This is a genomic window from Glaciimonas sp. CA11.2 (genome assembly GCF_034314045.1).
Lineage (GTDB): Bacteria > Pseudomonadota > Gammaproteobacteria > Burkholderiales > Burkholderiaceae_D > Glaciimonas.
This window is the reverse complement of the sequence record NZ_JAVIWL010000001.1, coordinates 3,289,687-3,314,703: the sequence shown is the minus strand read 5'-3', so window position 1 is coordinate 3,314,703 and position 25,017 is coordinate 3,289,687. Positions and strand designations below refer to the sequence as shown.

Annotated in this window: 16 protein-coding genes; 11 read left to right on the top strand and 5 right to left on the bottom strand. The window is 48.6% G+C overall.

Translation table 11 applies throughout. From position 1 onward, the window contains the following. Positions 1-2 precede the first annotated feature (2 nt). From cpaB to RGU75_RS14335, 10 genes are all read left to right on the top strand, one after another. Entirely contained in the window at positions 3-998 is a 996-nt protein-coding gene (gene cpaB / locus RGU75_RS14380; protein WP_322237013.1) for a Flp pilus assembly protein CpaB, read from the top strand. After that, positions 995-2,704, top strand: coding sequence for a type II and III secretion system protein family protein (locus tag RGU75_RS14375; protein ID WP_322237012.1), 1,710 nt, complete (start codon positions 995-997; stop codon positions 2,702-2,704). The genes cpaB and RGU75_RS14375 overlap by 4 nt, the downstream gene beginning before the upstream one ends. Before the next feature lie 195 nt (positions 2,705-2,899). Then, on the top strand, positions 2,900-4,870 hold the full coding sequence (locus RGU75_RS14370; RefSeq protein ID WP_322237011.1) for an ATPase, T2SS/T4P/T4SS family: 1,971 nt from the start codon (positions 2,900-2,902) through the stop codon (positions 4,868-4,870). Next, entirely contained in the window at positions 4,863-5,720 is an 858-nt protein-coding gene (locus RGU75_RS14365; RefSeq protein WP_322237010.1) for a type II secretion system F family protein, read from the top strand. Before RGU75_RS14370 ends, RGU75_RS14365 begins: the two co-directional genes overlap by 8 nt. Before the next feature lie 98 nt (positions 5,721-5,818). Next, entirely contained in the window at positions 5,819-6,712 is an 894-nt protein-coding gene (locus RGU75_RS14360; protein WP_322237009.1) for a type II secretion system F family protein, read from the top strand. Positions 6,713-6,805: 93 nt separating this feature from the next. Then, on the top strand, positions 6,806-7,126 hold the full coding sequence (locus RGU75_RS14355; RefSeq protein WP_322237008.1) for a hypothetical protein: 321 nt from the start codon (positions 6,806-6,808) through the stop codon (positions 7,124-7,126). A 305-nt stretch (positions 7,127-7,431) separates the two neighbouring features. Beyond that, the gene (locus RGU75_RS14350) at positions 7,432-8,064 is read left to right on the top strand and encodes a hypothetical protein (protein ID WP_322237007.1); all 633 of its coding nucleotides are present in this window, start codon (positions 7,432-7,434) and stop codon (positions 8,062-8,064) included. Positions 8,065-8,265: 201 nt separating this feature from the next. Further along, the gene (locus RGU75_RS14345; protein WP_322237006.1) at positions 8,266-8,634 is read left to right on the top strand and encodes a DUF192 domain-containing protein; all 369 of its coding nucleotides are present in this window, start codon (positions 8,266-8,268) and stop codon (positions 8,632-8,634) included. A gap of 379 nt (positions 8,635-9,013) precedes the next feature. Continuing rightward, entirely contained in the window at positions 9,014-11,461 is a 2,448-nt protein-coding gene (locus RGU75_RS14340; RefSeq protein WP_322237005.1) for a pilus assembly protein TadG-related protein, read from the top strand. Positions 11,462-11,466: 5 nt separating this feature from the next. After that, positions 11,467-12,615, top strand: coding sequence for a hypothetical protein (locus tag RGU75_RS14335; protein ID WP_322237004.1), 1,149 nt, complete (start codon positions 11,467-11,469; stop codon positions 12,613-12,615). Between the two features lie 93 nt (positions 12,616-12,708). On the opposite strand, the gene RGU75_RS14330 is transcribed toward RGU75_RS14335, so the two are convergent. Both RGU75_RS14330 and RGU75_RS14325 read right to left on the bottom strand, forming a co-directional pair. Beyond that, complete coding sequence (locus RGU75_RS14330; RefSeq protein ID WP_416186818.1) at positions 12,709-13,527, bottom strand: carbon-nitrogen hydrolase family protein; 819 nt, start codon at positions 13,525-13,527, stop codon at positions 12,709-12,711. 128 nt (positions 13,528-13,655) lie between these two features. Next, a complete protein-coding gene (locus tag RGU75_RS14325; RefSeq protein ID WP_322237003.1) occupies positions 13,656-17,903 on the bottom strand; it encodes a YhdP family protein in 4,248 nt (1,415 codons plus the stop codon). A gap of 317 nt (positions 17,904-18,220) precedes the next feature. Here RGU75_RS14325 and glnE point away from each other — a divergent pair, with 317 nt between their 5' ends. After that, positions 18,221-21,010 carry a bifunctional [glutamate--ammonia ligase]-adenylyl-L-tyrosine phosphorylase/[glutamate--ammonia-ligase] adenylyltransferase gene (glnE, locus tag RGU75_RS14320; RefSeq protein WP_322237001.1) on the top strand — a complete coding sequence of 930 codons (2,790 nt, stop codon included), beginning with the start codon at positions 18,221-18,223 and terminating at the stop codon, positions 21,008-21,010. Between the two features lie 191 nt (positions 21,011-21,201). Here glnE and gap read toward each other — a convergent pair whose 3' ends face one another. The 3 genes from gap to tkt form a co-directional block, all read right to left on the bottom strand. Beyond that, positions 21,202-22,212, bottom strand: a complete 1,011-nt coding sequence (gap, locus tag RGU75_RS14315; RefSeq protein ID WP_322236999.1) for a type I glyceraldehyde-3-phosphate dehydrogenase — start codon at positions 22,210-22,212, stop codon at positions 21,202-21,204. A gap of 142 nt (positions 22,213-22,354) precedes the next feature. After that, positions 22,355-22,948 (bottom strand): GNAT family N-acetyltransferase, encoded by a 594-nt coding sequence (locus tag RGU75_RS14310; protein WP_322236997.1) that lies wholly within the window; start codon positions 22,946-22,948, stop codon positions 22,355-22,357. Beyond that, positions 22,945-24,939: a transketolase gene (gene tkt / locus RGU75_RS14305; RefSeq protein ID WP_322236995.1), complete on the bottom strand. Its 1,995-nt coding sequence runs from the start codon at positions 24,937-24,939 to the stop codon at positions 22,945-22,947. The genes RGU75_RS14310 and tkt overlap by 4 nt, the downstream gene beginning before the upstream one ends. Between the last annotated feature and the right edge of the window lie 78 nt (positions 24,940-25,017).

Genomic DNA, 25,017 nt, shown 5'->3' with positions numbered 1-25,017 from the left:
CTATGAATCTAAAACGTTACATCAATCCCGACAAGATTAAGAAAGCGCTTCCGCTAATAGTTATTCTGTTGATTGCAGCGCTAGCGGTTTTTCTGGCTAATAGTTATTTAAAAAGCCGTTCCAGTGAAATAGAAAAAAGCCTCAGCGATGAGGCCAGCAAAGTACGTACAACAGTCACGGTACCACGTATGGATTTGAGTCCCGGCGATATCCTGACGATGGACCAGCTAGCTTCGCGCACGGTACCAAAAGAGTATATGAACTTTGATGCGATCACTCCAGAACAGATTGACGCTTATATTGGTAAGAAAATCATCCGACCGGTGCGCAAGGGAACGCCGTTACTAGAGTCCTATTTTCTCTTGTACGAATCCGTACCTTTTTCCAAGTCAATTGACGCGGGTGATCGTGCCATCACCATTCCAGTGGATGAAATTAATTCGTTCTCCGGCTTACTGCGCGCAGGCGATCATATTGATTTGTTTTACATGATGAAGCGACCGCCGGATGGCCCACAAATGCCGATGCCGACGCCGGGACCAGCGCAAGAAGACACAATGCTGGCACCGCTACTGGAAAATGTTGAAATCCGGGCGACAGGCCAGACCACCGAACGCGAAGTGCTAGCGGCTGATCGGGCCAAAGAAAGCGGCTTCGGTGACCGTCAGAGTCAACCAGGACGGACGACATACAGTACGGTCACTATTTCGGTTCCTGCTGCCGATGCCCAGAAAGTGATTTTGGTACAGACCGGCGCCCGTATCGTGGCGGTCCTGCGCCGCCCAGACGATGTAGATGGCGTCCAAAAGAAATTGTTTTTGTCTGATGTACTTGATCCAGGTGCTAAAGAACGCTTCAAGCTGCCGCAAGGCCCACAGGTTGATTACATCATCGGTGGCCGCTTCAAGACCGGCGAGTACATAGACGGTGGTGACGACCAGGCGAAAAAAATCGAAGCACTTAAACGCTTTCTCGGCACGGTAGGGAATCCACAATGATTACTATAAAAAAACCACGCTACGACATGATCAATCACCGCACCGCACGTATACTTGTACTATTGTCAGCCTTGATAGTGACACCTAGTTTTGCCGCTCCAGCTGCACAAGACTCTGGCTGGAAAACTGCATCTACCCAAAAAATTGCATCTAGAGACGGCGCCGAAGTGCAGTATCTAGATGGAAAATCACTTGATCGCAATGGTAGCGTCCAGGTAATTGGTCAAGATGGTCAAATTGCGCAGGGAGAAAATGAGCCGGGCGCATCAACCTCAAACGCCGCAAAAAATAGCGCAGCGAATCGCGTCTTGAAAGGCCCTGCCAAACCTCTGCCTCCGCCTGATGACGAAATTCTGATGTATGCAGGTGAGGCCCGCGTAATGGAAGTCGGGCCAGTCAATCGCATTGCAGTCGGTAACGGCAAGATTGCGTCAACCGCTGTGATCGAAAAAACAAAACTTCTGATCATTGCACAGGAAGTCGGACTGACCAATATCCTGCTATGGAAAAAGCCGAATTTATCACGTGAAATTCGGCTGCGCGTCACCGCACTCAATGTACTAAAACAACAACGCGATGTCAAAGCTGCACTCGCCGATTTACCGAGTGTTGAAGTAGTCCGCCGAGGTGAGCGACTATATGTCGAAGGACATATCTCTACGCGAGAAGATCTCTCTAAAATTACTGCGCTGACCGGCCAATATGCCAATCTGATCAACTCCACCACATTAGATATCGACACCGTACCGGCCTATAAACAGGAATCGCAAATGCTAGTGTTTGACTTGTACTTTGTAGAGTTCAAGAAAGGCTATCTGGAGAATCTTGGTGTCAATTGGGCCAAGAGCTTTAACGGCTTCAATATCGGTATATTTGGTGAAGCAACGCGTGGCAGCACCAATCTGCGGCCGTTACCACAAAGTGCCGACAGCACAGGTGCCACCTTCACTGTGCCAGACCAGAAGCAGCGTGGAGTAAGTGCTGCCGTGAATGCATCAATTGCGATTCCGTCCATCATTCAGTTAGCTGTCGATAGTGGGAACGCGTTCGTCTTAGCTTCGCCCAGTATCGCAACCCGCAACGGCGGTCAGGCCAAGTTCGTGGCTGGTGGAGAAGTACCGATCCCAACGGTTAGCCAGAATGGCACTAACGTCACGTTTAAACCTTACGGCATCCTGATCGAAATCGCACCCAAGCTAGACCCTTTCGGTAATGTCACAGGACTTCTCAAGGCTGAGGTTAGCAAGATTGATCCAAGTGTCAGTGTTGGAGGCATTCCGGGCTTTACCACCCGTCGGACTGAAACCGATTTTTCGGTGAAGACCGGTGACGCCATTATCTTATCGGGCTTGTATAGTCAGGATGGCAGTACCGACGTACAGAAGGTGCCGGGATTGGGAGACGTGCCGGTGCTGGGTAATCTGTTTAAATCAACTGGGACGATACGCAATCAAACCGAAGTATTTCTGGTGGCGATCCCACACATTCACGAAGGCGAACAGGCAGAAACATCAAATGCGCTGCGTAACCTGAATAACCGGATCAATCAATCGCGTAAAGAAGCAGGTATGCCGCAACAACGCGAATTGCCGACGATGCGTAGTTTAATGGACCCACCAATGGAGGAGCCCGGTCCAATGCCAGCTACGCCAGTTCCGGGTCCTGTGCCAGGCGGAGTGTCATTTCCTGAAGACCGCACACCTTAAACAGTTCGAATGTGCGCCGAACTCAGGTCGAACTTGGGTAAAGCGTATCAATAGGCGTTATACAAAATTGCTCTAGCACCGCGCTTGCCATCGTGCCGATGACGACAGTAGCGAGAACCGCCAATAAATAACGACGGCGCTGGAGTAGATTGCATACATCTGAATACATTTATTTTTAATGGAGAGATATAGTCCATGGCAGATATTTCTGGAAGTTTCTTATTGACGGTGGTGTCAGATGGTTATGACACACTTGATGAAGTCGCCATCACTAAGGATAAATTTATCGTCGGAAAAGCCGACGGATCCGATCTGCGCTTAAAAGGTTGGAGTGTCAGTAAATTACATGCGACATTTCTGATCAACGAGGGCAGTATTTTCCTTGAGGATAGCGGTAGCATTTTCGGCACATGGATTGAAGGCGAACGGATTAATCGCCTTGGTCCACTCAACGCAGGAACGGAAATTCGAATCGGTGGCTACACGCTGACCTTGCACGTTAATCGGCAAGGAGACACCTCCGCCAGTCGACGTGAGCTTGACGACCCAAATGAAGCAAACAATGCAAACGCACGTCGGGCATTGTCTGCAAATATGCACAATAATCCACCGAACCATTCCACTAGGCCCAGCGCAACGGTCGATGAAATCAGTTTCGATGATGACGTATTGTTAGCAGATGATCTGCTTGATGCTTCTGCTGAGCGGGTACCGCGTGCGCAGGAACGTGCACCGCAACCGGTAAAGGCTCCATCAACGGCCGCGTTCACACCAACCGTAACAGCGAGGCACGAAAGCGCGACATCTTCAAATCCTCCTCCCATCCTGAGACCAGCGACTAAGCCGGAACGCACTGAACGTGCAGAGCAGCCAGCGTCATCGCGTCCAACTAGTGCCGGCACACAAGCGCCTGCGGTTCAAGCGCGCGTCATTGATCATGAGTTTTCGCGCTGGCGCAAAACGCTGCACGAGGCCGTTCTGTATGAAATCGATTTACGCCGGATCGATGCCAATAAGATGTCGGAGGAAGATCTTAAGGCCAACGTCAAAACGTTGATCAAGGAGCTTTTGGCCTCCACGTTCAACGTACCGGACAATATTGATACCGAGCAGCTAACCCGAGAAGTACTGGATGAGGCAGTTGGCCTGGGCCCTTTAGAGCCCTTGATCGCCGACGAGAGCGTCACTGAAATTATGGTCAACCGGTTTGACGAAATCTGGGTTGAGCGCGGCGGTCGACTCGAACTATCGGCCGCTACTTTTACCAGCGACCTGGCTGTCATGGGCGCTATCGAACGGATTGTCACGCCTCTTGGGCGTCGGATTGATGAGAGTTCGCCAATGGTTGACGCGCGGCTAAAAGATGGCTCACGCGTCAACGCCATCGTACCGCCGCTATCGCTACGGGGACCAACACTGACGATTCGAAAGTTTTCACGTCGCAAAATGATCGCTGAAGACTTGATAAAGTACGGGTCCATGACCGATGAAATGCTGCATATTCTGCGTAGTGCTGTCGAGCAGCGTCTGAACATTGTCGTTTCGGGAGGTACTGGCTCCGGGAAAACCACCTTCCTTAACATGATGTCGGCCTTCGTACCAAACGATGAACGGATTGTGACGATCGAAGATGCTGCTGAATTGCAACTCTCTCAGCCCAATCTGGTATCTCTGGAAAGTCGCCCTCCCAATGTGGAGGGCAAGGGCCATGTCGCAATTCGCGATTTGGTGCGTAACTCTTTGCGGATGCGACCGGATCGCATCATCGTCGGTGAGTGTCGCGGTGGCGAAGCGCTCGATATGTTGCAGGCAATGAATACCGGCCATGATGGATCAATGACCACCTTGCATGCAAACTCCCCGCGCGATGCATTAGCACGGATGGAAGTGCTGGTACTGATGGCCGGCATGAACTTGCCGGTGCGCGCAATCCGCGAACAGATCTCGTCGGCGGTACATCTGATTATTCAGCTCACCCGCTATTCATGCGGGGCGCGTAAAGTGACCGCCATCACTGAGGTAGTCGGGATCGAATCAGAAACCGTTCAACTTCAAGACGTTTTTAAATTCCATCGCGAAGGATTGGACAAAAATGGCAAGACATGTGGAGAATTCCGTTATTCAGGGATGATGCCGGCGTTCATCGAAAGGATGAACAATGAATAGTATGATCTTCATGTTTTCCTTGATTGTGTTTGTACTGGTCGTGTTTATTGCCTGGTCACTGCTAAACTCAAAAAACTACTTTCTTAAAGTACTTTTTGATATGCACGTGCGCTATCTAGAGCGCATCAAGGAGTGGACCGGCCTTACAGATGGCCGGGTCTATCTGGTTCTATTTGCGCAAATTGCGGCCACGATATTGCTGACGGTGGTGATCTATTTTGTCGTGCGTAATATTTTATTGATCATGCTGATTGGTTATTTTATTTTCAAAGCGCCATTGTGGATCAGTGATCACAAACGTAAACGTCGCCTCAGTAGTATTGAATATGAACTGCCGACTGCCCTCACCGTGATTGCATCGAGCCTGACTGCCGGTGTATCGCTGAGCATCGCACTGCAATCTTATTCCAAGGAAATCAGCTCGCCGCTGGCAAATGAATTTGCGCACGTGATTCGTTTACAAAAAGTCGGTGTCGACTTTGAGACCGCCATCGAAGAAGTTGGCAAGCGTATTAATTTGGTCGATTTTCAGTTATTGGTCATGACCTTCCGTATTTCAAAATCGGTCGGTGGCAACCTATCTGAAACCCTGATGAGTCTGTCTAATACGATACAGCAAAAGCTGACTATTGAAGGAAAAATCAGGTCATTGACCGCGCAGGGAAAAATGCAAGGGTGGGTCATGATCTGCCTGCCAGGACTGGTGGGCGTTGCTTTGTATTTCATCCAACCGGAAGAGATGAGTCAACTAGTCACCACCTTCTACGGAAAAATCGTCTTGTTTATCTGTTTGACCATGGCCTACATCGGTCACAAAGTAATACAAAAAATTCTCGCCATCGATGTCTGATACAGAAAGCCATCCTCAGAGATACTAACGTTTTCTAAAACTCACGCAATTGGCAATACGCATAAACCCAACACGAACATCACTAAGGGACGAATGGTATGAACAGTTCAATTTATCTATATAGCGCGATCATTCTGGCCTTCGGCAGTCTTAGCGTATTTCTTTTTTACATCTTTAAGTTATTGGCGAACGCCAAAGTTAGCAAATTTCGGCCCAATATGGATCCATTGCCACCACTCCTGAAAAAAGTATGGAATGGCGTCATGTTTTTTGATTTTTATTTCGGTGCTTATTTATCCGAAGCCACCTTACTCAAGCGTAAGCAAATGCTCAATTCGGCCGGTCTGGAATATTTCATGACGCCGAACGAGACGTTCGCTGTTCAATTTTTCTCTCTGGCTGTTTCTCTCTTCTTCGGAATTTTGGTCAGTTTTGGGGCATTTGGTATTGATTATAAGGTGCTTTATATTGTCGCTGTGCTTGGGTCAATTGGCTGGTTTTATCCGCTAATGTGGATCAAGGACCAAAAGAAGCGCCGTAACCTGGAAATATCCCGCTACTTCCCATCCTTTGTCGATATCGTGACGCTCTGTTGTGAATGTGGCCTAACCTTAAATACAGCCATCATTAATTTTTGTGAGCGTGGCCCCGCCTGTATCTTGCGGCAGGAAATAGAGCGGGTAGTGCGCGATATGAAAACGGGAGCCGGACGCGCCGAAGCTCTCGAAAAGTTCGCCCGTCGTACCGGCAATCTGGACATCAAGCGCTTTGTTGGTATTGTGCTGCAATGTGACAAACTGGGCGTTCCACTCGGACCGACTTTGCGCAAATTTTCGGAACAAAAGCGCACCGAGCGCTTTCAGAGAGCAGAGAAATTGGCAATGGAGGCGCCAATGAAAATGATCGCCCCACTCATCATGTTCATTTTCCCAATCACTTTTATCATCATCGCCTTTCCGATTGTGCTCACTATCATGACAAATTTCAGATAAAGAGTGCGCGCGTCATAGCAGCATTCATCAAAAGCTATACTTTTTATCATTCTCACTGAACCATTCCCAATCTGACAACTCGAACAAACACTAATGAAAACAAAAATATTCAGCTCGGCCCTAACACTATCTCTTGTTTGTTCTGGCACGGTCTGGGGCGCTACAGTCCTGCCGCAGCTTAAGCAAGCAAATACGCAGGTATGCATACAAATGGGTGCAAGCGCACAAGGCACTCCAAAAAATAAGACGAAGTTGCCTACGTTCTGCGATTGTGTTTCTAATACTTATTGGAACAGCGTACCGCAGGCAGAGTACGACTCGCTAATCAAAACCGGCAAATCGCCATTGCTAGAGGCCAGCATGGAAAAACGACTAAATGTGGCTAAAGCAAGTTGTCTAAAAAAAAATGGATAAGCATGGGTCGCGTCTGAAAATCTGACTCTGTATTAATGGTTTTATTGGAAAATCATCGCTGAAAAAGCATTCCGTTTATGAGGATTTCCCTGCTGGATATTCAATTTATCACCCCATGAATCCCTTTCAAAACTGCAATGTGTACTCGCCCAAATCGACGATTGCCATCAGTTGAGAAAGTAATTTATTGCCAATTTCAACACAAGATGATGGATAGCGCGCTTTTGAGAAGTTTCAAACCAGATTAAGTAGTATTTTTCGATGAAAATTTGGGATCGCTTTTGAATGAGATTGGGACAAGTTTCATGGAAATTTTTATCGCTGATAAGGCTAAGAACGTCATCACCAACAGCGCCCCACCAGTTCGCTTTGGATTTGGGAGAGAGGAATGTAGGATGATAAAAGTACCAGCGACTACGCTTACGCTTCTGGAAAATATCAAGAAAGCATTGAGTAAAAACTTGTTGCTGACAGATGACTTTTACACCGATGAAAACCTCAAGCGTTTCACAGGCGGCGCTCAGATTAGTCGTGTCGGAGAAAACAGAGAGAACGTCAAACGTGTTGAAATTACCCGCTTTGGCGCTATGGTTAAAACCTCTTGGGACGGACGTCGTGACGAAGGGGGACTAACGATCCTCTGCCGGAAGGAGGAACAATTCGGCGGCGACGTAGAGGGACGTCTCAACTTGTGGTTGCGCAACGAAGATGAACGAGTCAGTTATCGGAACATGGAAAAATTGTTTGGACAACAATGGGAAAAATCAACTGCGCGTAATGGTGAAAAATGCCTACCACCGCTGCACGAACATGGAAATGCGGAAATGGAATTCTTTGCGCTGACAAACGGAGTGGAACAAACCGTACGACTCCTGTTTAGTCCACGAGCCAATCTGGAGATGGCAAGTTTTTTGGAGGTCAGACCTTTCGATTTGTAATGACCACTTCATATTTATAGACGTACCACGCTGATACCGCAAGACGATCAGTCCATTATTTGTGGCGTTTATTTGTGTGGTTTATTTGTGTAACTTATAGCCTCATTATTTTTTCTTCACGCATCATCAGATTGTTAAAGACGATGACCCACTCCACACTCGCCATCGCACTGACCACGCGTTCAAATAACAAACTACCCTATGAAAATTGACGTCCGGATCGCCAATAATTTTTGGAAACGCGCTGTCGGTTTGTTGGGTTCACTTCCTCTAAATGACCAGCAAGGAATGCTGATTTCTCCATGCAATAGCATCCATACATGCTTCATGCGATTGCCAATTGATGCAGTATTTATTGATCTAGATGGAAATATCATGCGTATTGTGGAACATATCCGACCATGGAAATTTGCTGCGGCTAAAGCGCATTCCTGCCTTGAGTTGAGCGCCGGAAACGCCGCTCGGCTTGGTTTGAAAGTGGATGATTGTCTGGCAGAACTTGCTCAACCGGTTACTGGCAAGGTCATCCAGATAGTCGTTCTTTTACCAGTTTCAACGCCACATTTCTAACGTTACGCCGTACTAAAAACGATCGCGCAATGCGATCGTCTTCTGATAAAACTTCCATCACTATTTTATAAAAGAGACAGCGTGAACATCGTCACGCGCGTGCTTTTTTGCGTTATTTTTCTGTAGAACGTAGCAATACGTTTCGCTCTTATGCCAAGTTAATTCACAATAAAAAATGTAATTCGGATGCAAACTGGCGGTCGTCATCACCCCGTAACAAAACCTTTCTACTATCAACCATCATCTTCCCCGCGTCATTAAATTCAAGATTCATGACACCGCTTGTCATTCACGCCGATTGAATGTCGTATCAAGATATTAATATCGCGGCTAGCTTCCAGATCCCGACCATAAATTTCTATGATCTCAACAATGTCACATGAACGACCTGAGCGTTGAGGCTATTTTGTTAAAAACGGAACCCGATTTTTCTCTACAATACGCGCGCAAAAATACTTTTTCAAAAGCTCATGGCGATATGCTCCGCACACAACGTGGTGCGGTTTTACCTATTACCATCTTTTTTCTTGCAGTGCTTTGTATCGGATTATTTGCCATTTATAACATGGCGCAATTAACTGCTGAAAAGCGCCGCCTGACCAATGCAGCCGATGCCATTGCTTACAGTTCAGCTAACGTCGCCGCTGAAGGACTCAATTACACCGCCTACACCAACCGCGCCATGATTGCGAACTATCAGGCTGTTGGACAAATGACGGCGATGTGGTCTAACGTCACCATGTCGGACCAGTACTGGCGTAATAACGCCAAGGTGCTGAAGGCAACGGCTGCCTTAACCAAATTCATCCCCTATATCGGTACCGGTTTATCGAGCATCCTCAAAACCGTCTCAACCTTTAGCGACTATTGGGAAAAGATCGTCAATGGCGTGCGCGTCACCAGTCAGGTATTAGCCAATGCTGGCACGGCGACTACATCGCTGACTAACTACGCCATTTTTGCTTCGCAACAGGTCCATCTGGCAACTACCGCTTCTGCCTTGATCTCAATGCAAAAAGATTTGCTGACAGCGAATGCACCGCAAGCAGAATACATTCCGCAAACGGTGATGTATCAGATCGGTAAAAGTCTAGTTGATTTCGGCAGCATGATTAAGCTGCATCAGCCGCCGCGTAAGTTTATGGGCAGCACTGAAATGAAAACCAAAGTTCCTGGCGATAAAGGCACTGCTGAATTCAATTTGGTACATCGCTTGATGATGGCAGATATGTTCAAGTTGACGAGTGGTATGGGCGGTCGTCGCCTGTTTCCCAATGCCGTTGGTTTATGGACAGTGGATGGCTGTAATTTGAGCGCGACGAATGGGTTGCTAACAGGCCTATCGGTCAACGGTCTGGAACAGATCGTCCCCGCGTTGGCAGGTAATGTTGCGGCCGACGTGATTGGTCCCGTTATCGAAGGATTCATGAATACGGTAGGTCTTATCGTGAGTCCGATAATGTGTCTTTATGAGCGTACTGGCGGTACACGCATGATTCAAATGCAGGACGGGACATATGCATGGAGCAACATCGATATCATGGAAATTAATCCCCATCTGTTCAATATCCACATCCCGATGGCAGGTGCGGTAACAATGTCCAAGGTGGGTCGTCAAGGTTTGAATAAAAACCAAACGATTCCCGATGACTTAGACAAGTTTATAGATGTGGTGAACGCTACGCCCGCCTGGAAGAAAGCATTTTGGGGCGAGGCAACAGGGATTGATGACTGTATGTATTTCACGTTACCAACCGGCGAGGTGTATGCACCCCGCATCGGCGGCGCATGCGCATCGTTGGCCGCTGGTGCTGCAAAAAAATATTACGAACGCGGTGTCATGAATATCGCCAAGGCCTCAGCCAACCGCGCAATGAAAGGCCAGCCGCAAATAGCGACCGCCACCGAAACGTTGAACAACGCCGCTATGGCCACGTTGGCACCAATTTTGGATGCTGCCGGTGGCGGCATCAATGGAAGTAGCTCTGCTTCGTCAGCAGTGAATCTACCTGACGCTAATGCAAGCAACCTGACTGGCGTCGTAGGCGGTGCGCCTGCCGGGATGCCAGCGTCGGGCGCTGCACTCAACGCACCAAGTCCGGGTGGTGGCGATGCCGAAGTTGAAATGGCCACTGCGCTGGCACAACAAGCAGCAAATTTTCAGAACCTGTCCAATCTGGGCGGCAATGTCGCCACGTCCATTTCAAACATGCTCGGTAGCGGTTTTACGATGGCGAATACGGTATTCGATGATCCCGTCAACGCGCCAAACAAGTTCACCCAGTTCTTTCTCAAGGCGTTGGGTCTCGGCGATCTGATTGATGTGCTCGGCATGCGCTCCTCGCGCGGAACCGAAACGTTATTTCAAAAACCGGGATTGGGCGGTGCGGTTGCAGCCGACATGGGATTGCCTGCGGAAAGATTTGGCTTGTGGGAAATGCGCGACGCAAATATGGGCAACTATCAAATAGGTGACCGTGCCGCCAGTAATATATTTGTCGCCAGCAAAGAAATACAGAATTCAGCCTTAAAGGATCTTGGCCCTTCGTTCGTGGTGGCATTGCAAGAAACGACCGACAAATTACCGCTAAAATCAGAAAGCAAATTCAATCTCGGCCGAGCGCCGTTACATGATTATGACGCGGAAATAAAACAAAATTATCTGAAGGCTATTGGCAAGGCGCGCGTCTATTATCGCGCACCGGTTGAGCGTTGGACCACTCGCTCGCAAATTGTCTCGCACGCCAATCTGATGCTGCCGTACTGGAACGCACGACTGGAAGGACTGAATTATCCTGAGAAATCGTTGTTCTTCCTGATTGACTGAGTCCTATGCTTATATCGCAAACCCGCAGGCTTTATCTATTACCTTCCCGCCGTCAGTTTGGGCAGGCGTTATTCGAGTCAGTGGTGGCGCTCAGCCTGTTTATGGTATTTTTGTTTGCGATGCAGTGGGTGTGGCGCTTTGGAGAACTGGCGCAGTTAAATGCTGAAGCCCCACGCTTCGCTATGTGGGAAAGAACTGCCTATAAAGACAACGGGACAGCGGACGTGCAGTCGCTTTACAGTAGCGATGCAGATCTAGCGCCCAAAGTGTTTCGAAACGTTTATCTAACGCCACGTGGCGCACGACAATCGCAAGCCCCGGGAGGCGACGCGATGATGCAAGATCATCCAGATTGGATGACGACAGCCGCTCGCTTTTTTACCAACACGTTTGCAAGCGCTACCTTTGGTGCCGTCACCAGCAGCGCATTAACAGTCACGACTAACGCCAATACGGCACCCGGCGGTCCGATGGGATTCGATCCTACTCACAATACGCTCACCAGCCTCAAGCTTGATGATAAACCTTACGAACGAGTTCAAGTCAACGGTGCCATCGGATTAGGGGAATTTATTACAGCATTCATGCAACAACGTTTTGGGATCACGCCGCCCGCTGGCGCAAGTAGCGACGGCGTGACGACCAATCTGGCGTTGGGCAGCCTGACTATGGTGACTAACTCCTGGTCGGCGCCCGGAGCGGTCGCGATTAAACGGATTTATGGAGAGCTCAATCCGCTCGCACCAACCAATCACGTGGGCATGGTGCTTAACAATGGTCAGTATGGAAATTTATCCCAGTTGATTGGTGGTGCATCGGGTTTCGGCGGCAATTATCGGGTAGATAAAGCGGGGATCAATCCAGCGCAGATTTCAGCGCTGGTAACCCAAGGCATGGGCTTTGATTACAACGGCCTCAAAAATCCAGGTGATCTGATAAAGCTATTCAAGCCGACCGATGAATACAAGGAAAATTTCACCTTTAAGGGTGCTGGTCTGGAACCTGAGTTTGTCGGCGTGACGTGCAAAGCCAACGTACCGAACTCTATTCGTCTGACCCAATATACCCAAGATGAATTGTGTCCATCCGGCACCATGCGCGCACGCGTCATCTCGATGTTCGATAACCCCGCGCTAAAGTTTAATGCGCCATAACAACTCTGCAGAAAGGCCCAATTGATCAGCCTTTCCTAGCCTCTTTCGGATATCTGCGGGTCTACTCCGAGACATTCATTAAAGCAAAAGAAATTACAACTTCCGATGTCGCAAAGCTGGCAGATTTTCACGCACTTGTCGCATGTAATCGGCGTCGATCTCGCCGCTGACGACACCTTCGCCTTCAGGCAGTACCATTTTGATTTCGCCCCAAGGATCAATCAACATACTGTGGCCCCATGTGCGGCGGCCATTCGGATGTTTACCGCCTTGCGCGGCAGCTAAAACATAGCATTGATTTTCGATGGCGCGGGCACGCAATAAAATTTCCCAGTGCGCTTTACCGGTCGTGTAAGTGAAGGCGGCCGGCATCACAATTAAACTGCAATCGCCCATGGCGCGGTACAACTCAGGAAAGCGCAAGTCATAGCATACTGAAAGGCCAACTTTGCCACACGGTGCATTGAAAGTGGTGACGTCTTTGCCATAAGAAATGGTGCGCGCCTCGTCGTACGATTCTTCGCCTTTATTAAAACTAAATAAGTGAATTTTATCGTAATGACTCAACTGCTCGCCGCCAGGGCCATACACCAACGTGGCGTTAAGCACTTTTCCTGACTCTTGCGAGATAAGCGGCAACGTGCCGCCGATCAAATGAATATTATGTTCTTTTGCCAGCCCTGCCATAAAACGTTGAATAGGGCCAGCGCCAAGAGATTCGGCAATGGTCACTTTGTCGCTATCTTGCCATCCCATGATCGGCCAATATTCAGGCAGTAAAACTAATTGCGCACCTTGCTGTGCCGCTTCAGCGACCAATTTTCGCGCGGTAGAAAAATTTTCTTCAACCTGCGGCGTCGACACCATTTGTATGGCGGCAATTTTGAATGGGCTTGTAGCTTGATTCATCATATTTCGACTCCGACTCTCAGGTTAATGTGATTTGCGCTATTTTTTTAAAGCGATACAGCTACTGACTAATTGATGGTGATTGCTTTGCTTTTAATTTTTACTTTTAATCTTTGCTTTTAATGTTAACTCTAATGATTTTCGATGACAGTTGTAGCATTACTTTTGCCTTCAGACTGATCGTCTTTATGCCCGATTTTCTTCACTATCGGATCTTTCCATGGACCAGTAATATCATACTCAAAAGTGAAAGCCCGCATCAACGGATCACGTAGAAATAACTGGGCTAAAAAAGTACCGATGCCAACCACAGGATTGATTGCCAATACTGCCAGCGAGGCCGCACCCGCATTAATTTCCGGAAGAACAGCGACATGCAAATTCTGCGTTTCCTGAGCAATGTCAGCGCTACCACTCAACAAAACCGTCGCCGCCACACTACGCATCTTGAAGTTATCAGTGGTTGCCTTGCCTTGCGCAATCGTCGCCGTGGCGGTGACGCTGTCGAACGCAAACCCTTCCGAAAATACATCCCTGAAATCTAGTGTCAGGCGACGCGGCAATGACTGCAGGCTGAGTACGCCCAGCAACTTGGCTGCACCGGGATCGACTTTGAGAAATTGACCCTGTTGCATATCCAGATTAATCTGTCCTGTTAGTGATGGTATATCAATTGAAAACGGCAATCCCTTCCATGTAACATCGCCATCCATCCGCCCTTTGGTGCTCTTAAGGATATGGGCGAAACCAAAACGTTCGAGCAATTTTCCTGCATCATTGACGTCTAGCGCATAAGTTAAATTGGTCAAGTTATTGTCATTGACCGTGGTCCATTTGCCCGCTGCCTTGAGTTCGGCATCGGGATTGCGAATGGACAATCGCCGTATACGCCATTCGCTACCGACATCGGCATGCACGTTGTCAGCAACCAGTTCCAGCCGACCTAATTTTTTATCCATTAACTGAAAATCTTCAGCAACGATATCAAGACCCGGTATCTCGGTCGCAGCATCTTTGCTCTCTAATATTTCTTTCACATCCGACGTCGCGTTCTCTGGAATGATCAGCGATGACAAGCGTGCTGTGACCTTACCAAGGCCGTGCCCAGAACTGACCGTATTCCAGGTCACGTAACCAGATGCCTGAGTAGAGTCGATATTTGCCTGCCATATATTTTTTTGATGCGATGCGCCCACCACCACATTGTTCAGCTTTTTTCCCATGAGAATCAATTCACCAGCCCGGACCGCCACTACCTCCGGTTTGACATATTGGGCGATACCAGCAAGTTGAGCTGGATCTGTGATAGCTTTATTAGCCGAGCCATCGTTAGCAGCGCCTGCCAGATCACTCCACTGATCAAGGTTTAACGATTTCGCATTCAGATTAATGACCACTCCGCTATCGGGTTCCGGTATAGGTGCATTGACCCCGATACCGCCACGCAATACTTTCCATTCGGCTTCTTTGTCGATGGATTTCTGCCGTTGATAGCGTGCAGCCATCGCCGCGCCCAAAGATATACGAATTTCGTCACGTAAAAATAATGGATCATTAGACGTTACGCCGACCCATTCAAATTTAAGTGGCAAGCTGTCATTAGCAGCCTTTTGCAATGGTGCGGGGAAATTCAATGTCAGCCCTTGTAAACTGGAATCAACCAGCAATTCGGTATGATGATCATGGATAGATACGGTTGCGCTGTAGCGACTGGCACCACTGGCATGACTCAAAATACTTTGCGCGTTGGCACTTGGATACACTATTTTTAACCCATCCAGCGTTGCCACACCGTCAATCTTGATTTTGCTCTGACCATCTGGCTGCGTGCCACCACTGGCCTGAACCGGACCGCCAAGAAAAGAACCCTTGAGTCCATTTAGATTGAACCCTTTTTGATTGAATTCAAGTTTGCCATTGACGCCTTGTAATGGCGGAATGATCTTTTGCAACACAACGTCATTGTTAAAAAATTGGACCGTACCATTGACTTTAGAATCGAATGCATGCGCCAAGGGAATGTGAAGATCGAGATTGAGTTGCGCGTTGCCCTTGCCTTCAGACTCATTCGTAAAACCACCAATCCAGTGCTCAACTGGACTGTTATTAACAAAGGACAGAAAATCGCCGAGCGCACCGGCACCTTTCCCCTCAATATTGAGCATTCCATCATGCGACAATAAATCCGGAACCGTTGCGACCACATTGCTCAACGCCACGTTAGTCGTTTTAGCGCTATCAGCCTTAATTTGCAACCGTGTCCTGTCCACGGCAATCGTTCCGTTAATTTTTTCCAGAAGCGGCCACAAGGGTTGCTTGCCGTCCTGACCAAAAATACCAGGATCATATTCCATTGTTCCGTTATCAATCTTACCGAAAACGCTAAACTCACCCTTGGCTTTTGCGGTAGGATCGTTCGCTGGCGTATTAAATGGAAAATGTGCAAGATCACCTTTAAGTTTAATCGTTACGTCACGTGCGGTCCCGTCTTTCAATGCGCCAACCAACCAGTGTCGCAAATGCTCAGGGGTGTGTAACGGCAAATAAGACCCGATAGTATTTATTTGAAACATGCTTATCTGGCCGGTTATATCGATCATTCCGAGACCACCGTCATGACGCCCTAACGGCAACAAATGGGTGCCCGATAGTGATCCGGCGGCTCCATCCTGCACAAAATTCAGGCTATCAATTTGTATCAGCAGATTTTTGCCCTGCCTTGGGATTGATGGTGAGGGTAACGCTTTCTGAGCTAATTTTTCTAACATGCCATCCTGAACCTGCCAATGCGCCTTTAAGTCCAGGTGCTGGAACGGCATCACCGGTTGCACAAAATAGCCGGGCAAGGTCACTGACATTTTGTCCGACGCAACGTTGAGCGAACCGCCTGACTGACTAACGTCGATACTGCCAGTAATATTATCAACGCCAGGAATAGCTGACATGGCCGGTTGCGCTGGCTGGGATGCCGTTTTTGGTTGAGCAACTCGAGACGACTGCGCAGCTAGGCTCAGTCCTTTAAACTGTCCCTTAGCATGATAAGCGGTAACTGCTGGATAAGTGCCCTGCCACTGGGCTGAGAAATTGTGTAACTCGCCACGCGGTGCATAGTCGTTCAGCATCTGGACTTGTGACTTGGTCAACGGCAAGCGCTGAGCAAAATCAGCTAAGGTTTGCAGTACAAGCCTGTCGGCGGTTAAAGAGTATTTTTCTGGCCGACTACCTTTGGCTGGCAAATAAGACTCATTAATGGTGGTGCGCGGAAGGACCAAACCGTCCATGGTTTCGAACGAAAAATCCGTCAACGAAATATGATGCCCGTTGCTACCGAAGGTCGGTACGCCATCTGCTGATGACGGTCCGATTTCTTCCTGCGCGGAAATCCGACCATGTACCTGACGCAAAGTCAGGAGCGCTAAATCTTTGCGCAAACGTACCGACAAATCGGCTAATTCCACATCGGCAGCAAAATCGACCACCTTGGCATGATCAAGATCAAGCCAGGCTCTTACCGCGCCCTTTCCTTGATTTAGTTCAATCGGATAATCGACGTAAGCTTTCCAGAGTGTTAAATCTGTATTCCGAATGTCCGCGTAAAGCGTTCCCTTCCAACGAGAAATATCGGCTTTCTTCCGAGCAAACACTGGATGCGTGAATTCAGCGCGCAAATCAATCGGCGTAGAAAATGTCGCAGGTGGCGTTGCCCGCACTGATAGCCGATGGTGACGCCAACGGTTGTTTATTACCACATCAACATTCGTGAGCGCTAGTTCTGGTGCGCCCCGCAACTTATCGTTCCAGCTGACACGTCCTTGACGAATCACAATTTGATTTTGTGCCAAAACCCATTCTGCACCGCCGCCGCCATTCTCGGATTTGGGATTAATTGGAATCCCGGCGATAAACAAGTTACCTGCCGTATCGCGTTCTATTTGTAGATTCGGGCGATCAACTTCTAATGAATCAAGGCGCAGCGTACCTAACAATAACGAACGCCAGGATAGTGTGGCAGCAACTTGCGGCAAACTTAAAGCAGGTGATTTTTTTTGATCCGCAACAATGACATCGGTCAACGTCAGCGTCGGTTGCAAACCGTCCCATGATGCCGCAATCGTTCCAATTGATATCGGAGATCCAAGCGCACTGCTGACGATTTGTTCAACGTTACTTTTGTAGTGGCTAATATTTGGCAGAACCACATAACGCAGCGTCAGAAACACCCCACAAAATATAAAATACGCCACGACCAAGGTCTTCAGCACAAACCCGACCAAATGATGTGTTAGCAGGTTAATACGTTGGTATGCGCTCGTAATCGCACGCCACAATAGTGTGATTCGAGGCACGGCGACAGGATTATTTTGTTGCTTTTTAGACATCAATCAATGGGGAAAATTGGTGATTTAAAAACGAAATGGCGCAATAACGCAAGACAAACAGAAAACAAACATACATCAACGATGCAGAGAAAATAAAAATAAACCTACTTTCCGCTTAGTGACGCAATCAGACTCAAAATACCCCTCTATGTTCGCACGTATCGTTATCGATAAATATCAAAACCCTTAAAACCCGACAAAAGTATTCCAAATCCATTCCATCCGCGGCATCATGCGTACTTACTCACTGTGCGATGCTTAATGTCTAGAGTCACACGCGTAGTGATTCAATTAGTCAAACCGTATTCATTACTTGAATGTCAAACGCCGTGACGCAATCCCTCATTAGCACCGATGCCGCCTCTCATTTTTATACTCGCTGGATTAGCGCGGAAGCGGGCCGCGCAGAAAAAGTTGCGGGATTAGCGCAATTATCCCTAAGCCAGACGCCTTTTGCACTGCTGTTACAAAATGAAATAGATTCCGGCATGCCGTTACCGCGTGCGATGCGCCGTTTGCGGAATTTGATTGTCTGCACGTTAATTGCGCGTGATATAACTGGTGTGGCAGATTTGGAAGAAGTCGTCACTACGATGACCGTATTCGCCGATTTTGCGGTCAAAACGCATCTCGCCAGCGTCATGAGCGAGATGGTCGGGCTGCACGGCATGCCGATTGGTAAAGAGTCTGGCTTACCGCAAGAACTGATCATCCTTGGCATGGGTAAACTGGGTGGTGGCGAACTCAATGTATCGTCCGACATCGATTTGATTTTTGTGTACGCGGAAGACGGTGATACCGTCACCGATAGCACTGAACAGCGTCCTTTATCAAATCATGAGTTTTTTATACGTTTGGGCAAAAAACTGATCACCGCCATATCCGAAATCACTCAGGACGGCTTTACTTTTCGGGTTGATATGGCATTGCGTCCAAACGGCGCATCGGGTCCGCTCGTCGCCAGTTTAAATATGGTCGAGAACTATCTGGTCACGCAAGGTCGGGAATGGGAGCGCTACGCATGGTGCAAAGCGCGCGCAATGACCGGTCGACCTGAAGACATTGTCGCGCTTGAGAGCATCTCTCGCCCTTTCGTATTCCGACGCTATCTGGATTACGGCACGATCGATGCCATGCGGCTGATGCACAGACAAATCCGGGCGGAAGTCACCCGCCAGGAAGCTTTACATCCTGATCGCAACAATAACGTCAAACTGGGACGTGGTGGAATCCGGGAAATCGAATTTCTGGCGCAGGTATTCCAATTGATACGGGGCGGACGTGAGCATGATCTGCGTGACCGCTCGACCCGTAAAACCTTGCGCACGTTAGTTGACAAGAATTTGCTGACTGCCGAGGTCGTCGACCAACTGTTGGAAGCGTATGATTTTTTGCGTAATCTCGAACATCGTTTGCAATACCTCGATGATGCGCAAACCCATACCCTGCCGGTTAGCGATGCCGAACGTCTGATCATCGCTCAATCGATGGGATTTGGCGATACCGAGACTTTACTCAACGAACTTGAAAAACGTCGCGTGCTGGTTGCGGCTCAGTTTGATGCTATTTTTAGCGACAAACAAGATAAGCAAAATAAACAAAATGGACAACACAATGCCGCCAATAATGAGGCACAAAATATCCTCTGCGCCCTGAGCGACCGCGACAGTGTGGACGTCATCGAAAGCGTATTGACTTCACTAGGCTTCGGCGATGTCACCGATAATGCGCGCCGCCTTGCCTCGTCCTGGCAATCTGGACGCATACAGAACTTACCCGAAATTAGTCGCAATCGCTATACGGCGTTAATCAACGTTGCGCTGCCTATCATTGGCAAACTGTCAGAATCCAAAAATAGCACTGAATCGACCTCACAACACATTACGCTTGGCCGACTGCTTGATTTTCTCGATACTATCGCTCGTCGCGCTGCCTATCTGGCATTATTAACAGAGTATCCCGGAACCTTGCTTCGCGTGATCCGTATGATCGGCGCAAGTGACTGGGCAGCTAAATTCCTGACGCTTCATCCTATCCTACTTGATGAATTGCTGGACGACCGTAGTCTCCATGACGATCCTGACTGGCCACAATTTGCCCAAGATTGCCGACGTCAGATGGACGCCGTCGCAGGTGATACTGAGCGTCAGCTTGATTTACTGCGGGAACTCCATCACGCCCAATTGTTTCGATTGTTGGCGCAAGATCTGGAAGGCAAGCTAAGCGTCGAGGTCTTATCTGATTACTTATCCTTGCTTGCAGATATTTTAGTCGACACCACCATTCAGTCGGTCTGGAAAACCTTCCCAAATCGTCATCGCGAAGTGCCCAAATTCGCCGTTATTGCTTATGGAAAGTTGGGAGGGAAGGAGTTAAGCTACGCGTCCGATCTTGACGTGGTCTTCCTCTACGACGATGCAGATCAGGATGCACCTGCGCTATACGCCAAACTGGCACAGCGGTTTATCACCTGGATGACGAGTCACACTTCCGCTGGAATACTATTCGATATCGATATCGCTTTACGTCCGGATGGCGCCAGTGGTTTACTGGTATCAACGTTTGCCACATTCGAAAAATATCAACGACAGTCAGCGTGGTTATGGGAACATCAAGCGTTAACCCGCGCGCGGTTTTGCTCAGGCGACAGCGATATTGGTGAACGCTTCGAAGCCCTTCGTGTTGATGTTTTGCGTCAGGTCCGCGATCCGCTCAAACTGGAACAGGAAGTGCGCGCTATGCGCCAAAAAATGCGAGACGCCAATCGCAATCGTAGCGATCTATTTGATCTCAAACACGATGAAGGTGGGATGATCGACATTGAGTTTTTGGTACAGTTTTTAATCTTGCGACATTCCGCGCTACACCCTGAACTCACCGCCGACATTGGCAATATCGCATTATTAAAATTATGTGGCGAGTTAGGCTTGATTGATGCGGAACTCGCGAGCGAAGCTGCAAATGCTTATCGCCATTATCGCAAGTTGCAACATCAGCGCCGCCTTCAGGGTGACGAGCGAGCGCGGGTATCGCCGGATTGGGTTGCCGCTGAAACACCCATAGTGAAGAAGCTACTGGCATCAGTATTTACGGCCGCTACGCATTAAACTTATGATGCAGTTGATGGGAAAGCGGCCTAATTTCCCATCAACTTAATCGCTCAAACCATCAAACTCATCATGTGATTTGATCCTTAAAAACGCAGAATCATAACGTAATAACGTTTACTCTCTGCAAGTTAAGGTCGTTAAAAAGCCCCGACTAGCGGGGCTTCGGAAAATTCAGGTAACCGTTAAGATTACTTGGCTTCCATCAATGCCACAGTGGTATCCAGCATGCGGTTCGAGAAACCCCATTCGTTATCATACCAGCTCGACACTTTAACCAAATTGCCAGAAACTTTGGTCAATGTTGCATCAAAATTGGACGATGCAGGATTGTGGTTGAAATCGACTGAAACCAATGGCTCAACGTTATAAGTCAGTACACCTTTCAGTGAACCTTCCGAGGCTTCTTTCAGGATGGCATTGACTTCATCGACCGTTGTTTCGCGTGCAGAAACAAACGACAGGTCGACCAACGACACGTTGATGGTTGGCACGCGAATGGCGAAACCGTCCAACTTACCGTTCAGTTCTGGCAAGACCAAACCAACTGCGGCAGCTGCACCCGTTTTGGTTGGAATCATGCTCATTGTCGCTGAACGTGCCCGACGCAAATCTTCGTGATAGACATCTGTCAACACTTGATCGTTAGTATAAGAATGAATGGTTGTCATCAAACCATTTACCACACCAATTTTGTCATTCAATGGCTTAACCAATGGTGCTAGACAGTTGGTGGTGCAAGATGCATTCGAAATGACAGTATCAGTGGACTTCAACACATTGTGATTAACGCCAAAAACAATCGTCGCATCAACATCTTTACCGCCTGGTGCCGAAATAATCACTTTCTTGGCGCCGCCATGAATATGCGCGCTAGCTTTTTCTTTGGTGGTAAAGAAGCCCGTGCATTCCAAAACAACGTCAACCTTCAGCTCACCCCATGGAAGTTCAGCTGGATTGCGTTGTGCAAATACCTTAATACGGTCTCCGTTAACAACAATCGCGTCGCCATCCACTGTCACAGTACCGGGAAATTTACCGTGTGCTGTATCGTATTGGGTCAAATGCGCATTCGTTTTTGGATCACCCAAATCGTTAATCGCGACGATTTCGATGTCATGCTTCTTGCCGCCTTCGTAATGCGCGCGGAGGATGTTGCGGCCGATGCGGCCGTAGCCATTAATTGCAACGCGAATAGTCATGCTTTTCTCCTAAGGTATGAACAAAAATTTACTTCAGACGATTGTGTACAATCGTCGTTGCCTGAGTGCGTTAAGCCTGCTTAGAGCCTGAGTTTTATTCTTATGCGGCTCGTATTAGCATTGCTTTAGCATTACCCGGCATTCAATTAACACGTATCGTACGCCAGCCGTAACCAACTTCCTGCATCTCCAGATCATCCCAGATAAATGTTTGCTCGGTCAGCAATTCTCCACCTAACTTGGTATAAAACTGTCGGGCAATGTCATTTTGTGACAATACCCAGGCCAGCATATTGTTTGCACCCGCGCTGGCAAGCGTCGATGCTACGTGCGCGACTAACCGACGACCAATACCAGCACGCTGCACCGATGGAATTAAATAAATCGCAGTCAGCTCACTATCGAAACCCAACTTCGGCTCACTGAGCGTCATACCTGCAGCAAACCCGACAATTTCACCATCAATTTCAGCGACAAAAACACAAGCCGCATCGGATGCTGCATGCAGTATGCGCGTCCACAATGCCGTACTTTCGTCAACTTTCATGCTATCGAGATAAGCGACAGGAAGAATTCCACGATAAGTTGCACGCCAGCTATCAATGCGCAACCCAGCGATCACCCCGGCATCGGCCACAGTACCGCGACGCACCGAAAAGTCACCAACTATATTGGCGAAATCGGTGACGTCGGCCACCTCAGGAACACTTTTAATTTTCTTTATACCCACGCTCATGCCAGGGTCAGTTTGACTTTGTCCACCACATTTTCCACTGTGAAACCAAAGTGCTTAAACAAGACGCCAGCCGGAGCCGACTCACCGAAAGTATCCATTCCAACAACTGCGCCCTCAAGACCAACATATTTATACCATGTTGAAGTGACGCCAGCCTCAATCGCCACACGTGGCAAGCCACGGGTGAGAACACTCGCCTTATAGGACGCTTCCTGACGATCAAACACATCAGTGCTTGGCATTGAGACGACGCGTACTGCGATGCCTTCAGCGGCCAACGCGTCGGCCGCCTTGACTGCTAATTCAATTTCAGAGCCAGTCGCAATGATGATGCCTTTCGCGTCTTTAGCATCTTTGAGAACGTAGCCGCCGCGTGCGATGTCCGCAATTTGCGTCGGATTACGTTGTTGAAATGGCAGATTCTGGCGTGAGAAAATCAATGTACTCGGACCATCATGGCGCTTGACTGCATAACCCCACGCAACCGCTGATTCCACCGTATCGCATGGACGCCAGTTATCCAGATTCGGAATCAGGCGCAGGCTTGATACATGCTCAACAGATTGGTGGGTTGGACCATCTTCGCCAAGACCGATCGAGTCGTGCGTAAAGACAAATATCGAACGAATTTTCATCAATGCGGCCATACGCAACGCATTGCGGCTGTAATCAGAAAAGGTCAAAAAGGTCGCGCCAAATGGAATGTAACCACCATGCAAGGTGATCCCGTTCATCATCGCGCTCATCCCGAATTCGCGCACGCCATAATTGATATGGTTACCCGGTTGGTCGGCACGAACGGCGACGCACTCTTTCCAGTTAGTCAGATTGGAACCAGTCAAATCAGCGGAACCGCCGAGGAATTCAGGCAATACCGGAGCCAAAGCCTGAATTGCATTTTGACTCGCTTTACGCGTCGCGATAGTTTCTTGCTTTTCAACACATGTGACAACGTAAGCGCTCAGCGTCTGATCAAAATTGCCAGGTAACTCGCCCTTCATACGACGCGTCAGTTCAGCGGCCTGGGTTGGAAATTCAGCGCTGTAAGCAGCAAATAAAGTATTCCATTGATCTTCAAAACGTTGACCTTGCACCTTGGCATCCCATGCGGCATAAACATCCTCAGGAATTTCAAACGGTGCTGAAGTCCAGCCCAATGCTTCGCGCACTGCGGCGATTTCTTTGTCGCCCAATGCTGCGCCGTGAACTTTATCGGTACCAGCCAGATTAGGTGAGCCTTTACCGATCACTGTTTTGCAGCAAATCAGGGTTGGTTTGTCGGCTAATTTGGCTTGATGGATGGCAGCATTCACTGCCTCAACATCGTGCCCGTCTACACTGCGGATCACGTGCCAACCGTAGGCTTCAAAACGTTTTGGGGTGTCATCCTTAAACCAACCTTCGACATGACCGTCAATCGAAATACCGTTATCGTCATATAGCACAATCAATTTGGAGAGACGCAATGTACCCGCTAGCGAACACGCTTCGTGCGAGATGCCTTCCATCAAACAACCGTCACCCACAAAAGTGTAAGTGTAATGATCGACAACTGGAAAGGCTGGCTGGTTGAATTCTGCGGCCAACAATTTTTCAGCCAATGCCATGCCGACTGCATTGGTTAAACCCTGCCCCAGCGGCCCCGTCGTGGTTTCAATTCCAGGCGTGACGTCCAGTTCCGGATGACCCGGTGTTTTGGAGTGCATTTGACGAAAATTACGTAACTCGTCCATCGGCAGGTCGTAGCCGGTCAAATGCAATAACGCGTATTGCAACATTGAACCATGTCCGTTCGACAACACAAATCGATCCCGATTGATCCATTTTGGATTGGTGGGATTATGCCGATAGTGCTTCGCCCACAGCGCCACAGCGATATCGGCCATGCCCATTGGCATACCTGGATGGCCGGAATTGGCTTTTTGTACTGCATCCATTGCCAAAGCGCGGATCGCATTGGCCATCTTCGAGGTCGGGAGTGTGGTGGTCATGGTTTTTACAGTTAGGCAATGGTTGTTCGTGCAGGGCGCAGCAAGCGGCGAAAAAATGACGTTTTAGGCTCGCGTCCA